The sequence below is a fragment of the Cloacibacterium normanense genome (genome assembly GCF_002943105.1).
Lineage (GTDB): Bacteria > Bacteroidota > Bacteroidia > Flavobacteriales > Weeksellaceae > Cloacibacterium.
This window is the reverse complement of record NZ_PTPZ01000001.1, coordinates 1-15,764: the sequence shown is the minus strand read 5'-3', so window position 1 is coordinate 15,764 and position 15,764 is coordinate 1. Positions and strand designations below refer to the sequence as shown.

Below are 15,764 nucleotides of genomic sequence, written 5' to 3'. Positions count from 1 at the left end.
TCGCTGATTTAGCAAATTAAGCAGATAAAAATCAGCCAAACCAGTTAAATCAGCGAGAAAAATAAACTTTTTTTTTAATTTTATTTCATTGCTTTTTCGTAGTAATCAGAAGCTACGTTCCAATCGATTACGTTAAAGAAAGCTTCTATATAATCTGCTCTTTTGTTTTGATATTTTAGATAATAAGCGTGTTCCCAAACGTCCATTGCCAAAACTGGAGTTCCAGAAATAGACATTCCAGGCATTAATGGATTGTCTTGATTTGCGGTACTTCCTACTTTCAATTTTCCTGAAGCATCAGTTACTAACCAAGCCCAACCAGAACCAAATTGTTTCGCTCCTGCATCAGAAAACTGCTTTTTGAAATTTTCAAAACTCCCGAAATCTCTATTGATGGCATCGGCTAATTTCCCAGTTGGTTTTCCTGTTGAATTCGGAGTCATCAAATCAAAATACAAATTGTGATTGTAATAACCTCCTGCATTATTTCTTAACGCAGCATTGCTGGTATCAAGAGTTTTCAACACTTCTTCTATGGTCATATTCGCTTGAGGTTTTCCTTCCACCGCTTTATTTAAGTTGTTTAAATATCCTACATAATGCTTAGAAAAGTGAATGTACATGGTTTTAGCATCTACATATTTTGAAAAAGCATCATAATTATGTTTCAGTGTTTTTATTTTGAAAGCACCTTCATTTGCAGTAACATCAGAAGGTTTACCATAATCTGTAGATTCTACATTCACTACAGGTTGCGCTGTATTTCCCACTACCGCTACACAAGAAGTAACCGCAGAAAAAGCGATGGCTACAAAAGCCCATTGAACTAATTTTTTCATATCTAAAAGATTAAATTTTTAAAAATTGAATTTCCCAAAAATAGCAAAAAAGTACCGAAAATAGGTCAATTTTTCATTAACAAAATCTATAATTTGGTTTGATTTATTTATTTTAAAGTTGAGCACTCTCTAATTCTATAATTCTACTACTCTATCACTCACACTTTGTACTTTTAACTTTACGCTTCGTACTTATAAAAATCTTACCTTTGTAAAAAGTAAAAAAGTAAAATGGAAAGTAAAAAAGAATTCTTCTTAGAATGTTATAAACTGGGTATTATAAAATTCGGCAGATTTACATTGAAATCCGGCATCGAAAGCCCATTCTATGTAGATTTAAGACCTCTCGCTTCTGAGCCAAAAATCTTAAAACATTTGGCCAATTATCTTTTAGAAATGCTTCCTTTGGATAATTTTGATGTGATTTGTGGTGTTCCTTACGCTGCATTACCTATGGCAACTGCTATGTCTTTAGAAAGCTATATTCCATTGATTATCAAGAGAAAAGAAGCTAAAGAATATGGAACCAAAAAATTGATTGAAGGAATTTATAAATCTGGACAAAACTGTCTACTGGTAGAAGATGTAATCACTTCTGGGAAATCTTTGGTAGAAACCATCGCCGAAGTAGAAAATGAAGGGTTAAAAGTTTCTGATATTGTAGTGGTTCTAGACCGTGAACAAGGCGGAAAGCAACTTTTACAAGAGAAAGGTTATCACGTTCATACGCTTTTCAGCATTTCTGAAGTGGTAGAAATTTTAAAAGAAGTAGATCATCTTACGGAAGAAGAAGTTTTAAGAATTAATGAATTTATCGCAGGAAATAAAATTGAATTCAAAGAAGAAAAAAGACTTTCTTACGAACAAAAATTAGAAAATTGCGAACATTCTGTTGGCAAAAAAATCTTAGAAATTGCGATTGCTAAACAATCTAACCTAATCGCTTCTGCAGATGTAACCACTACCAAAGAATTGCTAGAATTTGCAGAACAAGTTGGGCCACATATTGTCGCTCTAAAAACGCACATTGACATTATTTCTGATTTTGATAGTGATAAAACCATCCTTCCGCTAAAAGATTTGGCAACCAAACATAATTTCCTTTTGATGGAAGACCGAAAATTTGGCGACATCGGGAATACTCAGGAACTACAATACAGAGGCGGAATGTATAAAATTTCGCATTGGGCAGATTTGGTTACTTCTCACGTGATTGCAGGCTATCAAAGCATTGATTGTTTCATGAATTCTGGGGTAATTGCTATTCTTTCTATGTCTTCGAAAGGTGCATTGACTGACCAAAATTATAGAAAAGAAGCTTTAAAAATAGTAGAAACGCATCCAAATATTATTGGTTGTGTGGCTCAAAATAAAGTTCCTGCCAATGTTTTACTTTTTACGCCAGGAGTAAATATTAGTTCCAAAGGCGATGACAAAGGTCAACAGTACAATACGCCAGAACATGTTTTCAAAAATTTACATACAGATTTCGTGATTGTAGGTCGAGGAATTTATAAAGCCGAAAATGTAGAAAAATCTGCAAAACTCTATAAGTTAGAATCTTGGAACGCCTACCTAAAATCGCTCTAAATGGATAAAAAAACGAACATACAATTCTATTCGCCTACCGAAGAAAAATTAAACATTTGGTCTCATGCTTTCGGGATTTTCTTGAGCATCATCGCTTTGGTTTTATTAATCATTAAAGCAGTGCAACAAGACAATATCTGGATGATGATAAGTTTCCCAATTTTTGGGGTGAGTCTAATTTTATTATATCTCGCTTCTACACTTTATCATGCTTCAAAGGAACCTCAAAAGAGATTTAAGCTCAAAGTTTTTGACCATGCTGCTATTTATGTTCTTATCGCAGGAAGTTACACGCCTTTTACGTTGGTAAGTCTAAATGGAGAAACGGGTTGGCTTATTTTTTCGATGGTTTGGGTGATGGCTTTTACAGGAATTATGCTCAAATTATTTTTCACGGGAAGATTTAAAATTGTCTCTACAGCGATGTACGTTTTGATGGGTTGGTTGATCGTTTTTTATTTCCAAGACTTAACCGCTAGTTTACACAAAAAAGGAGTATTTTACCTAATTCTTGGCGGAGTTTTATATACCATTGGTGCAATTTTATACAGCATTAAGAAAATAAAATTCAATCATGCTATTTTCCATTTTTTTGTTTTAGCAGGGAGTTTCTGTCACTTTTTATCGATTTATTTATACGTTTAGCAAAAGAAATTGAGCAACTTAATTTTACTTTTTGTCTGTCTGATCATAGGAATTGTTTTAAAAAAATCTAAAATAATTCCCGAGAATTTTCACACCTCATTGAATGCATTTGTGATTAATATTTCACTTTCTGCATTTTCGCTGTATTATATTTCAAAAATAGAGCTCAACAGCTCGGTGATTTATCCAGTTTTAGTAGTTTGGATAGGAATTTTTATGGCGATTTTATTTTTTGCGGGATTAGGAAAAATTTTCGGTTGGAAATCTTCTTTAATTGGCGCTTTAATTATGTGCGCAGGTTTCGGAAATACCTCTTTTGTAGGCATTCCTTTAATCCAAGCTATGTATGGAGAAGAAGGTTTAAAAACCGTGATGTTGGTAGACCAACCCGGATTTGTCGCTCTTTCGACAGTAGGAATTTTAGTCGCCAATTTTTATTCTGGAAGCAAAGATTCTCTACTCAAACATCTTTCTAAAATTTTAAAATTTCCTCCATTTATAGCATTTGTAATTGCTTTGTTGCTGAATGTTTTCTCCATAGAAATTCCAAAAGATTTTGACGAAGTCTTAATGAAATTGGGCGCAACTACTGTTCCACTCGCTTTGGTTTCTGTGGGAAGTCAAATGCAATGGGAAAAAATTGAGAAAAAAGAAGGGTTTCATCTTTTCATCGGTTTACTTTTCAAGCTCGTTCTTTTGCCTTTATTGATTTTAGTGATTTACAAATATATTTTCCATCAAAATGGAGACGTAATAGACATTTGTATTTTAGAAGCAGCGATGGCACCAATGATTACAGCAGCGATTATTGCTTCGGCTCATGATTTAGAACCAAAATTTTGTAACTTGATGGTTGCGGTGGGAATTCCTCTATCTATCCTTACCGTGGGAATTTGGCATTTACTACTGCCTTTTTTATAATTTAAAAAGATAAAAACTTCCGATTTATTTCGAAGAAAATATTCATCCGAGAAAGGAATTATCATTCTCAAAATCCATTGTCAATAAAATTCAAAAATTGTTGATAAAATGTAATATTTTTTCGGATTTATGTAAGCAATTTCAATAGTTTCTCTCTATATTTGAGTTTCTAAAATCAATGAAGAAGAAAACTATCATTTTACTGTGTTTACTGCTTAATCTTTTTGCTTTTTCGCAAAAAGACTCCATCATTGTTGATGCAAAAATTTCAGCAGGAACACTTTCTGTAAGAGAAAAAATCTATTATCAAAACAAATCTGAGAGTGAACTCACACATATAAAACTTCAGAATTTCACGGCAGCTTACAAAAGCAGAAATACGCCTTTAGTTAGAAGAAAAATTGAAGACCGAAAAAAGGATTTATATTACGCAAAATCTAATGAAAGAGGCAGATTGGTTTATCTGATGATAGACAAAAAACCATATGAAGGTGTTTTAGATGATGAAAATCTTTTTATAAAACTCCCAAAACCTTTAGCCCCAAATGCTTTTACTGTACTTTCGCTAGAATATTCTGTGATTTTACCGAGTGCTCAGTTTACCGGTTATGGAATCGGGAAAAATAATACTTTGCTCAAATATTTTTTCTTGGTTCCAGACAGTTTTGACCGAGATAATTTCCTTGAAAAATATTACAAAGATTTAGAAGAAAACGTAAATGTAAATACTTTTTACCGAGTAAAATTTGAAAATTCCGCTCAAAATATCAGCAGTAATTTAACTGAAGTTGCTCCCAATATTTTTGAAGGAAAACTCAATAAAGATGTAGAATTTCTGATTTCTGACCAAGAAAATTATCAGCTAGAAACCATTGTTGACGGACAAAAACATTTGGTAGAATTGGGTTATCCTGTCACCGAAAAAGAAAAGGAACTGATAGCGTTTTATCTACCGCTTCATCTTCATTTTATCAAAGAAAAAACGGGATTTTTGCCAGAAAAAATCTTCATCAGCGAAAAATTTAAGTCCAAAAATGATTTTTTCGGGAATGATGATATTAAATTTTGGAAATTTAAGTTCCAAATGTTTACCGATGCCGAAAAAATAGATATGGATTATTTTAGCATTGTTTCTCAGCAAGTTGCAGAGCAATTATTTGTTTCTGATAAAGAAAAAAATCACTGGATTACGAACGGACTTAAAACGTATTTAGAAATTCAGTATTTGAAAAAGAATTACCCCGACCATAAAATTCTCGGCGCGCTTTCAGATTATAAAATACTGGGAATGAAACCTTTAAAACTTTCATTTGCTTCTCGATTGAAGTTGATTGAAAGATACGGTTTGGCTTATCAATACATTACAGCACAAAACCTTGACCAAAAAATAGACGAAAAGTTTTCGGATTTAAGTAATTTTAATGAAATGGCGATTAGCCAATTCGAGACGGGAAGCCTTTTTACCTTGATTGCCGAAAAAATGGGAACTTCTTATTTTGAAAATTTCTTAAAAGGTTATATTGCCAAAAATCAAACTTCTGAATTAGACAAAAGAGATTTTCTAGACCAACTCACGGTAGCTTCTGGTTACTCTTCAGAATTTTTAGAAAAATACGTCAAAAGAAAACAAAGAATTAATTTTAAACTCGATGATTTCGAGAGAAAAGATAACGTCATCAACATTAATGTTTCTAAAAATACAGCGCAGAATATTCCTTTTAAATTAGAAACTTTTCATGAAGATGGCAGCAAAAAAACTTTTTGGTATGATACGAATTATCAGGATAGTTCTTGCGGTTACGTAATTCCAGATAATGAAGCGGTAAAAATCGTCATTAATGATTTATATGCTTTCCCAGAAAATAATTTTAGAGACAATTATCTTTATACCAAAGGAATTAAAGACAATGCCAAAAAATTAAGATTTAAACTTATTCCAGACAATCCAAATGCAGAAATTAACGAAGTTTATCTTACGCCAGGAATTGCGTGGAATAATTATGACAAATTATTACTGGGAATAAGATTTAAAAATAAATCACTGATTGACAAGAGGTTTCAATATCTGGTTTCGCCGTTTTTCAGTACAGGAAGTAAAGATATTAATGGTTCTCTTAATGCAGTCTATAAAATTCAGCCTGCGGAAAGTTTCTTCCGAACGCTTACTTTAGAATTTTCTACGGCTAAGTTCAATTATGATTTTGGTTTGTCTTATAAAAAAATGAGTTTTGCCAGCCAAATGTCTTTTAACAAAAACCCAAGAAGTCAGATTTCTAGAAGTTTATCTGCATCTTACAACTTTTTCGAAAGAGATTTAAGCCCCGAAATGATTGCAGAAAATGATTATGCTAAATATAACATTTGGAATCTTGGTTTCGTGTATTCAGACAATAATGTGATTAAAGAAAAGTATATTTTCGGAAATTTCCAATACATGGAAGATTATGCAAAACTTACCGCCGAAAGTTATTACCGATTAGAATATGCCAAAAACAAAAAACTGAGTTTACGATTTTATGGTGGATATTTCTTAAAAAACCATACCAGAAATAATAATTTTGACATCGGGATTTCTAAAGTTTCCAACTATGCTTTCTCTTATAATCTCTTGGCTCAGAGTGCAATTAGCGGAATACTTTCTCAGCAGTTTATTATGGCAGAAGGTGGTTTTAAATCTTATATTAACGGAACGGTAGACCAATGGATGCTCACTCATAATGTAGAAGCCAACGTTTGGAAGATGATAGACGTTTACGCAGATTTTGGAGTATATAAAAACCGTGCGCATTCTCCAAAATTCATTTGGGATAGTGGGATAAAATTTAAGGTCATTCCAGATTTTATAGAAGTTTATTTTCCTGTACAATCTAGCCTTGGTTTTGAGCCAAAATTTAAAGATTACGGAAATAGAATACGTTTTACTTTTAATCTAAATGTAGGCGCTCTGATTGGCTATTTCAGACGAGGCTGGTACTAAATAAAAAAAGGTTGCTCTTGTGAAGCAACCTTTATCATTATTAATTCTAAGAATTATTTTTTAACAATTTTTCTAGAAACTTTATTTTTTCCGTCTTCTACGGTTACGATATAATTTCCTTTTTGCAGTTTAGAAACATTAATAGATTCTCCACTGTTTACTCTGTTAGAAGAAACCAATTTACCATCTACAGAATAAATGTTTACAGTAGATTTAGAAGGCAATTCAATAAGAGTTAAGTTATCAGATACTAAAGTATTCATTTTCACTTTTTTGTCGAATTCTTTTACATCTATTGTTCCCATGTTAGATGAAACTATTTGAACATCATCAATGTCTAACGAATAACTTACATCTTTACCCACTTTTAAAGCAAAGAAGTTTTTAGTATTATCTGCAACGTTTACACTTGTAATTGTACTCATATCTAATGTTACTTTTTGCCAAGCGCCACCAGTATTTATTACTCCAATATAGTCATTAGATCCGTTACCTGCGTTTGAGCCAGTTGCTTGAACTGCCGTTGGTGTAACTGTAGCAGAAGTAGTAAAGTCTTTCAAGTTAAAAACATTATAATTTGTACCATTAGCCATGTATACATTAAAAGACAAAGATTTACCTGAAGTTCCTTTTACCCAAAAAGTGATTGAACCAATAGAAGATGGATAACTAGCAGCTGTTGGTTTTACAGTAAATACATAATCATTTGCTGTAGGAGTACCAGTAATATTAAGAGAGCTTGTTCCGTTATAACCTTTTGTCAAACCTTGTGTTGCATAAGATTTAATACCAAAAGAAGTAATACTGTTTGTAAAATCACTCCACGTTTCAAAGTCAGATCCATTAAATGCTGCAGTTTGCGCATTAGCAGAAATACCTAAAGCTACAAAACTTAAAAGTGTAAAGATTTTTTTCATGAGATTTTATTTTTAAATTAATATTCCCAAATTTACAAAGATTTCTTAGAATAGACCTCTTTTTCTGTTAATTTATTATTAAAACTTCTCCACAATAATCCTTATTTTTTTTAGTTACTTTTACACAGCGGTTTTAGAAAGATTTCAGTGACAAAAAAATTATTCTTAGCATTCCTTTTTTTGAGTGTTTTTCTAACAAAAGCACAGATTTTCACATGGAAAAACCCTAATTTTCCTACTCAAGATTCCCTAAAAACCGACTCTATTGTATCAAAAAGATTAAATAAAGAGTTTTTTAAAAAAGATACCGCCAATTTTGTTTGGAAAGAAAAGAAAATTCTCTATGATGAATCGGTTTTGGTTAAGAAAAATTCTCGTTCACAAATTCTAGGCGATTTAAATTCTAAAGGTTCTATCATCAGAGGAATTACTTTTGGAAATAACCAAGGACAATCGGTGCAATCTTCTATGGATATGCAAATTGCAGGAAAACTCAGCAAAGATGTTTCTATACTCGCCAGTATTTCAGATCATAATTTACCGATTCAAGCTGATGGTTATACCCAAACTTTGCAAGAATTTGATAAAATTTACCTTCAACTTAATATTAAAGACAAAAGCATTCTAAAAGCGGGACATCTCGATTTGCAAGACGACCTAACGTACTTTGGAAAGTTTCAACGCAGAAGCATGGGAATTGGTTTTCAGACCAATTTTGGGAAAGACAACAAAACTTTTCTGGATTTTTCGGCGGGAGTTGCCAGAAGTGAATTTCACAGAATCCGCTTTCAAGGGGTGGAAGGAAATCAAGGTCCGTATCGTTTAAATGGAAAAAACGGAGAAAATTTCATTACCATTCTTTCAGGTTCTGAACAAGTTTTCATTGATGGAATTCTCATGAAGCGTGGCGAAAACCAAGATTACACCATCAATTACAACACTGGAGAAATTACTTTTACGAGTTTCCGTCCGATTTTTAAACAGAATTTCATCACCATTTCTTACAATTACACCAACCGAAATTACAACCGTTTCATCGTCACTTCATCGGTGAAACATCAAACCGAAAAATTGAAACTTTCCTTCGATGCTTTCTTGGAAAACGACAATAAAAATGCACCGCTTTCGCTCAATTTATCGAAAGAAGACGAGCAAATTCTCGCCAATGCAGGAAACAATCGAGATTTGATGTTCGCGCCTTCTGCTGTGATTACAGAATATGATGTCAACAAAATTTTGTACAAATTAGTCCAAAATCCACAAGGAAATTATTACGAATTTTCTACTGACAAAGCGGAAACTTTGTACAACGTTTCTTTCACCTATTTCGGAATTGGAAAAGGAGATTACCAACTGAAACAATCTACCAATAACGGAAGAATTTTCGAATTTGTAGGCACTGGAAACGGCGATTATTCAGCGCTCCGAAAGTTGCCTTCTCCACAGAAATCTCAAGTATTTTCTACTTCGGCAGAATATACTTTTGATAAAGGAAAAATTGGCGGAGATTTCTCATTAAGCCATTATGATGTCAATTTATTTTCATCTAAAAACAACAATCAAAATACTGGTTTTGCAGGAAGAATTTTCGGGAATAAAATCTTTACCAAAAATAATTGGAACGGAACAGTTGGCGCAGAGTTTCAGAGAATTTCTTCACAGTTTCATATTTTAGATAGAATTAATGATGTAGAATTTTCCAGAGATTTCAATTTAACTCAAGAATTTAACCAAATTACACAAAATAGATTGATTTTCAGCTTTTTAAACAGTTGGAAAAACAGCAATTTTATCAATTACAAACTGAATTACCTCAACGAAAAACAAAGTTACAACGGCTTTAAAAACGATTTGGATTTTAAATTCATAAAGAAAAATACAGAAACCAGAGGGAATTTATCTTACTTAAATACCACATCAGATTTTCAAGACACACAATTTGCAAGAGGAAATGTTTCTACTGAATTTTTAGGCAAAAAAGGAAGTTGGAGTTTTGGTGGAAGTTTTGAGCATAATCTTAAGAATTTCAACCAAACCAAAACGCTTGATGTGACGAGTTTTTCTTGGAAAGAAGTCTTTGTTCAAAAAAGAATTGGTGACAGTTTACGCACGAAATTTTTGGCAAAATCTTATTTCAGAACCAATGATTCTGTTCGTGATAATTCTTTGAAAAAAATGAATAATATTCTCGGGTTAATGCTCGAAAGTCAATTGATTAGAACCGAAAAAACGCAACTTTCCACACTCGTTCATTATCGAAAATTTTTCTACGAAAATGAATTAAAAACGCAATTTAATTCTGATTTTGTAATTGGAAACATACAGTATAATCAACAGTTTTTCAAAAACGGAATGCGTTTGCAAGCGTTTTATGAACTCGGAAACGGACAAGAAGCGCAGCGAGAATTTCAATATTTGAAAGTTACAGACGGACAAGGAATTTACAAATGGACGGATTATAATGGTGATGGAATTCAGCAGTTAGATGAGTTTGAAATTGCAGAATATTCAGATTTGGCGCAATACATAAGGGTTTATACAAATACGGTAAAATACACGCCTTCCAACAAAAATAAATTGCAACTATCGCTTTCGGTGAATCCTTATATTGTTTTTAATTCAGACAATCAGTTTTTAAGACGTTGGAATTTTAACATTTCACTGAATGCTCAAAATTCCTTCTTCAAAGAAGACCAAGTTTTAGAATTTAATCCATTTAAAACCGAAAATAATCAGATTTTAAAAAATCAGAATTTGTTATTTTCTGTACTTTTCAATCCCACCGAAAAATCTGGCTGGAATGGAAATTATCGTTTTATCGACAATCAAAATTTAGTCAATGCCAATTTTAGCATCGAAAAGAAAAATACGCAAACTCATTTGGTTAATTTTGGATATTGGTTTAATAAAAACTTGCGTGCAGATTGGGAAAATCAGTTGCAGAATTACCAATCTTCATCACAATTATTCAAAACACGAGATTACACTTTAAACCTATACGAAACCAAGCCCAAATTGGTTTACAAACTTTCGGAAAGCATACAAACCGAAGTTTCTACCGCTTACAAAATCAAGGACAGAAAAGACGGCGAAGAATTCTTAAAAACTTTCGATTTAACCGGAACTTTACAATGGGAAAAACAGAAAACTTCTATCCGTGGAAATTTCAGTTTCATCAATAATGATTTCACAGGAAATGCTTTCAGCATTGTAGGAAATCAAATGCTTGATGGTTTAAAACCTGGCAAAAACCAAGTTTGGAGTGTGATTTTGCAACAAGCATTAAACTCATTCCTGCAACTCAATGTGAATTATGAAGGCAGAAATTCAGGTGATAGAACGATTCATATTGGAAGTGTGCAAGTTCGTGCTTCGTTTTAACATTACGCAATCAGCTCTCTGCTTTCAGCTATCAGCAAAGAGCAGAAAGCAAATTGCAGAAAGCCGAAAGCTTTTTATATCTTTGCAAAATGGTAAAAATAGGCAACATAGAACTTCCTGATTTTCCGTTTTTATTGGCACCAATGGAAGACGTGAGTGATCCTCCTTTCCGTAGATTGTGCAAATTACACGGTGCAGACTTAATGTATTCAGAATTTATTTCTTCTGAAGGCTTGATTCGTGATGCGATGAAATCTAAGAAAAAACTCGATATTTTTGATTACGAAAGACCTGTTGGAATTCAGATTTTTGGTGGAGACGAAGAAGCAATGTCGCTTTCTGCCAAAATTGTAGAAACCGTAAATCCTGATATTGTGGACATTAACTTCGGATGTCCAGTAAAAAAAGTGGTTTCTAAAGGAGCTGGAGCTGGCGTTTTGAAAGATGTAGATTTAATGGTTCGATTGACAAAAGCAGTGGTAAATTCTACACATCTTCCTGTTACCGTGAAAACGAGATTAGGTTGGGATGTAGAAACTATTAACATTGAAGAAGTAGCGTTGAGATTGCAAGATGCAGGAATTAAAGCATTGACGATTCACGCAAGAACCAGAAGCCAAATGTACAAAGGTGAAGCAGATTGGGAATATATTTCTAAAATTAAGCAAAATCCTAATATTGAAATTCCGATTTTTGGAAATGGTGACATTGATTCTCCTGAAAAAGCTTTAGAATACAAGCAAAAATATGCTTGTGATGGAATGATGATTGGTAGAGCTGCGATTGGTTATCCTTGGATTTTTAATGAAATTAAACATTTCTTTGAAACGGGAGAAAAATTACCAGAACCAAAGATTTCTGACCGACTTCTTGCTGTAAAACAACACGCAGAATGGAGCGCAGAATGGAAAGGCGAAAGATTAGGCCTGATAGAAATGAGACAACATTACAGCAATTATTTCCGTGGAATTTCACATTTTAAAGAATTCAAAACCAAATTTTTACAGGTTTTAAGTTTGGAAGAATTTTATCAATTACTGGAAGAAACGGAAGAATATTATAAAAATAAAATCGAAATTTTATAAATTTAATTCAATCCTTCAAGGAATTAAAATCCTCGAAGGATTATTTATATAACTATGAAAATCATCTCATACAACGTCAACGGAATTCGCGCAGCTTTTACGAAAGATTTTATCGGTTGGTTGCAAGTTACCAATCCTGATATTATTTGCATTCAAGAATCTAAAGCTGGAAATGACCAAATAGACATCGAAAGTCTAGAAAAGGTAGGTTACAAAAGTTATTGGCATTCTGCTGTGAGAAAAGGTTATTCTGGAGTTGGAATTGCCAGTAAAATAGAGCCAAAACACGTAGAATACGGTTGCGGAATTGAACATTATGATAACGAAGGCAGAATTATAAGAGCAGATTTCGAAGATTTTTCGGTACTTTCTGTGTATGTTCCGAGTGCTTCTAATATTGAGCGATTAGATTTTAAACTTCAGTTTGCCGAAGATTTTTTAGAATACATTAAAAACTTACAGAAACAAATCCCGAATTTGGTGATTTGTGGAGATTTCAACATTTGTCATGAAGAAATAGACATTCACAATCCGAAAGGTTTAAAAAATACTTCAGGATTTTTGCCTGTTGAAAGAGAATGGATGACCAGATTTATCAAAGAATGTGGATTGATTGACAGTTTTCGATATCTTCATCCCGAAAAACAAGAATTCTCATGGTGGAGTTATAGACAAAACTCTAGAGCGAAAAACTTAGGTTGGAGATTAGACTACCATTTCATTACAAAATCTCTTGAAAACCAATTAGAAAGAGCCTTAATTTTAAAAGAAGCTGTCCACAGTGACCATTGTCCAGTATATATTGAACTAAAAGATTAAAAATAGATCTTTTTATAAACAAAAAAACCACCTTTTCAGGTGGTTTTAATCGTTATCGACAATTTCATATTCTATAGGAATAGTTCCAGAACCATGATCACCAATTTCATTAAAAGCGGCTTTAGTCATATCAAAAGCTCTACTTCTGTGAAATGGACCTCTGTCATTAATTCTAACTACAACAGATTTTCCTGTTCTTAAGTTAGTAATTTTTACTTGCGTTCCAAATGGTAATCTCATATTCGCAGCAGTTAGTTTTGAGTTATCAAAAACTTCACCGCTTGCGGTTTTTCTACCGTTAAATTTATCGTGGTAGAACGATGCAAAACTTGTTTTAGCATCATTGGTATTATATTTGAATGAATATAAACCAAGAGTTGAAATCATCATTATGATTACGAGAATTGCTCTTTTCATCATTTTGAATATTTTTTGTGGGTTTTACAGGCGCAAAGTTATCATGAACCTCTTTTAGCACACAACCAAGTTGTTAAATTTTCTTAATTTTATGTTAATATTTTGTTAAACAACTCTCTCAACTACCTATTCATGGGAAACGAGAGGAAATGTTAAAAAATGTTAAAAAATATGTTAAAATTGTTAACATTATTAACTATTTAACGCATTGTTTTTTATCAATTCAAAACTATTATCAACAAAAACAATTGAATAAAATCAAAAAAATCACCAATTAATTGATGATTTTCTATTTTAAAATACATTAATTTAAATTTAACTTAATGTAAATTTTATGGTTTTCCGTAAAGAAATAATAAATATTATTCTGCAATTTCACCATACAAATCGAACTCTTCTGCGGAAGTAATTTTAATATTTACAAATTCACCAATGGAAATATAAGTATCTTTTGCTTCCACTAAAACCGTGTTATCCACATCTGGAGAATCATATTCCGTTCTTCCCACGAAATAATTTCCTTCTTTTCTATCAAAAATACATCTGTAAGTTTTCCCAATTCTCTCTTGGTTCTTTTCCCAAGAAATCTGAGACTGTAATTCCATAATTTCTTCTACCCTAGCTTGTTTTACCTCTTCTGGAACATCATCTTCTAACACATAAGCACTTGTATTTTCTTCATGAGAATAGGTAAAACAACCCAATCTATCAAAACGTTGCGTACGAACCCAATCTTTTAATTCTTGGAACTTTTCTTCAGTTTCACCAGGGAAACCAACAATTAGCGTAGTTCTGATAGCCATATCTGGAACTTTCTCACGGAATTTATCCAATAAAGCATTGGTTTTTTCATAAGTGGTTCCACGCTTCATGGCTTTCAGAATTTCTGTATTGATGTGCTGAAGTGGAATATCGATATAATTACAAATTTTAGGCTCTGATTTAATCAATTCTAATACATCTTCTGGAAAACCTGAAGGAAATGCATAATGCAAACGAATCCATTCTATTCCTTCTACTTTTACCAATTCCTTTAATAAATCTCCTAATGCTCTTTTCTTGTATAAATCTAAACCGTAATACGTTAAATCTTGAGCAATTAAAATCAATTCTTTAACGCCAGATTTTGCAAGTTTTTGTGCTTCTATGACTAGGTTTTCAATTGGAGTAGAAACATTACCACCTCTCATCAAAGGAATGGCACAAAATGCACAAGGTCTATCACAACCTTCAGCGATTTTAAGGTAGGCATAGTGTTTTGGAGTAGTGGTTAAACGTTCTCCTACTAATTCATGTTTATAATCTGCACCAAGATGTTTTAGCAAAATTGGTAAATCTCTAGTCCCAAAATATTGGTCTACATCTGGAATTTCTCTGATTAAATCTGGCTTATATCTTTCTGAAAGACAACCTGTAACGAAGACTTTTTCTACTTCTCCTCTATTTTTAGCTTCTACAAAATCTAGGATGGTATTGATGGATTCTTCTTTGGCATTATCGATAAAACCGCAGGTGTTAATCACTACGATGTCTCCACGTTGTTCGTGGACTACTTCTTTGCCGTTTGCTTTGAGCTGTCCCATTAAGACTTCTGAGTCGTAGATGTTTTTTGAACAGCCTAGGGTTACGATGTTAATTTTCTTTTTGCCTACAGATTTTGTTCTCATGTATGATAATTGATGGATGGTAAGTATTGAATTATTTAAGGTTGCAAATTTATGAAATTAAAAAGGAACTTTAGGTAAGAGTTTTATTGAGGTAAAATATGCCTATCTATTTCATGCACTTTTTATGCACTATCTATGCTTTATCTATGGAGTATCTATGCACCATGTGTCGTCCTATGTGTCGTCCTAAAATAACTATACAGGTTATTTAATAAATCCTACTTTGGTTATAAACATCCTTTATTTCTTCAAAAAACATTGTGTTTATGGGAAGGAATCAGAATCCCGTTTAAGTTTCCTAAAAGAATTTGTTTATATAATGGCATAGATTCTATAATAGAATAGGATTTTAACGAAAATATGTTTTTATCACTAGAATGAGTGATTTTTTAAGTTTTAAATAATTATTTGACTAGTCCTAAAAAACCGATACAGATTATAGGGCAAAAATAAATAATTAAACCAAAGCAAAAACGTTTTTGCTTTGGTTTTTGTTTTTATAGGTT

11 protein-coding genes are annotated in these 15,764 nt (G+C 32.5%); 7 read left to right on the top strand and 4 right to left on the bottom strand.

Translation table 11 applies throughout. The features are described 5' to 3' along the window. Nucleotides 1–80: 80 nt before the first annotated feature. On the bottom strand, nt 81–839 hold the full coding sequence (locus C3729_RS00055) for a superoxide dismutase (RefSeq protein ID WP_104792276.1): 759 nt from the start codon (nt 837–839) through the stop codon (nt 81–83). Between the two features lie 231 nt (nt 840–1,070). On the opposite strand from C3729_RS00055, the gene pyrF reads away from it, so the two are divergent. The 4 genes from pyrF to C3729_RS00035 all read left to right on the top strand — a co-directional run bounded on the left by pyrF (nt 1,071) and on the right by C3729_RS00035 (nt 6,972). Further along, the gene (gene pyrF, locus C3729_RS00050; protein ID WP_104792275.1) at nt 1,071–2,429 is read left to right on the top strand and encodes an orotidine-5'-phosphate decarboxylase; all 1,359 of its coding nucleotides are present in this window, start codon (nt 1,071–1,073) and stop codon (nt 2,427–2,429) included. Beyond that, nucleotides 2,430–3,074, top strand: coding sequence for a PAQR family membrane homeostasis protein TrhA (gene trhA, locus C3729_RS00045; RefSeq protein ID WP_104792274.1), 645 nt, complete (start codon nt 2,430–2,432; stop codon nt 3,072–3,074). 9 nt (nt 3,075–3,083) lie between these two features. Continuing rightward, nucleotides 3,084–3,995: an AEC family transporter gene (locus C3729_RS00040; protein WP_104792273.1), complete on the top strand. Its 912-nt coding sequence runs from the start codon at nt 3,084–3,086 to the stop codon at nt 3,993–3,995. A 178-nt stretch (nt 3,996–4,173) separates the two neighbouring features. Then, complete coding sequence (locus tag C3729_RS00035) at nt 4,174–6,972, top strand: aminopeptidase (protein ID WP_104792272.1); 2,799 nt, start codon at nt 4,174–4,176, stop codon at nt 6,970–6,972. A gap of 53 nt (nt 6,973–7,025) precedes the next feature. On the opposite strand, the gene C3729_RS13325 is transcribed toward C3729_RS00035, so the two are convergent. Further along, nucleotides 7,026–7,889, bottom strand: coding sequence for a T9SS type A sorting domain-containing protein (locus C3729_RS13325; RefSeq protein WP_260204266.1), 864 nt, complete (start codon nt 7,887–7,889; stop codon nt 7,026–7,028). Nucleotides 7,890–8,069: 180 nt separating this feature from the next. On the opposite strand from C3729_RS13325, the gene C3729_RS00025 reads away from it, so the two are divergent. The 3 genes from C3729_RS00025 (at nt 8,070) to C3729_RS00015 (ending at nt 13,174) form a co-directional block, all read left to right on the top strand. Then, nucleotides 8,070–11,270, top strand: coding sequence for a hypothetical protein (locus C3729_RS00025; RefSeq protein WP_104792767.1), 3,201 nt, complete (start codon nt 8,070–8,072; stop codon nt 11,268–11,270). A gap of 89 nt (nt 11,271–11,359) precedes the next feature. Continuing rightward, nucleotides 11,360–12,355 carry a tRNA dihydrouridine synthase DusB gene (gene dusB / locus C3729_RS00020; protein WP_104792271.1) on the top strand — a complete coding sequence of 332 codons (996 nt, stop codon included), beginning with the start codon at nt 11,360–11,362 and terminating at the stop codon, nt 12,353–12,355. A gap of 54 nt (nt 12,356–12,409) precedes the next feature. Further along, complete coding sequence (locus C3729_RS00015) at nt 12,410–13,174, top strand: exodeoxyribonuclease III (protein ID WP_104792270.1); 765 nt, start codon at nt 12,410–12,412, stop codon at nt 13,172–13,174. Nucleotides 13,175–13,219: 45 nt separating this feature from the next. On the opposite strand, the gene C3729_RS00010 is transcribed toward C3729_RS00015, so the two are convergent. Continuing rightward, nucleotides 13,220–13,594: a septal ring lytic transglycosylase RlpA family protein gene (locus C3729_RS00010; protein ID WP_104792269.1), complete on the bottom strand. Its 375-nt coding sequence runs from the start codon at nt 13,592–13,594 to the stop codon at nt 13,220–13,222. Nucleotides 13,595–13,953: 359 nt separating this feature from the next. Next, complete coding sequence (gene rimO / locus C3729_RS00005; RefSeq protein WP_104792268.1) at nt 13,954–15,258, bottom strand: 30S ribosomal protein S12 methylthiotransferase RimO; 1,305 nt, start codon at nt 15,256–15,258, stop codon at nt 13,954–13,956. Between the last annotated feature and the right edge of the window lie 506 nt (nt 15,259–15,764).

Excerpts from the sequence above, each read along its gene's own strand:
- C3729_RS00015 (WP_104792270.1), top strand. The coding sequence starts at position 12,410 with ATGAAAATCATCTCATACAACGTCAACGGAATTCGCGCAGCTTTTACG.
- C3729_RS00055 (WP_104792276.1), bottom strand. The coding sequence starts at position 839 with ATGAAAAAATTAGTTCAATGGGCTTTTGTAGCCATCGCTTTTTCTGCG.
- C3729_RS00035 (WP_104792272.1), top strand. The coding sequence starts at position 4,174 with ATGAAGAAGAAAACTATCATTTTACTGTGTTTACTGCTTAATCTTTTT.
- C3729_RS13325 (WP_260204266.1), bottom strand. The coding sequence starts at position 7,889 with ATGAAAAAAATCTTTACACTTTTAAGTTTTGTAGCTTTAGGTATTTCT.
- pyrF (WP_104792275.1), top strand. The coding sequence starts at position 1,071 with ATGGAAAGTAAAAAAGAATTCTTCTTAGAATGTTATAAACTGGGTATT.
- rimO (WP_104792268.1), bottom strand. The coding sequence starts at position 15,258 with ATGAGAACAAAATCTGTAGGCAAAAAGAAAATTAACATCGTAACCCTA.
- dusB (WP_104792271.1), top strand. The coding sequence starts at position 11,360 with ATGGTAAAAATAGGCAACATAGAACTTCCTGATTTTCCGTTTTTATTG.
- C3729_RS00010 (WP_104792269.1), bottom strand. The coding sequence starts at position 13,594 with ATGATGAAAAGAGCAATTCTCGTAATCATAATGATGATTTCAACTCTT.
- trhA (WP_104792274.1), top strand. The coding sequence starts at position 2,430 with ATGGATAAAAAAACGAACATACAATTCTATTCGCCTACCGAAGAAAAA.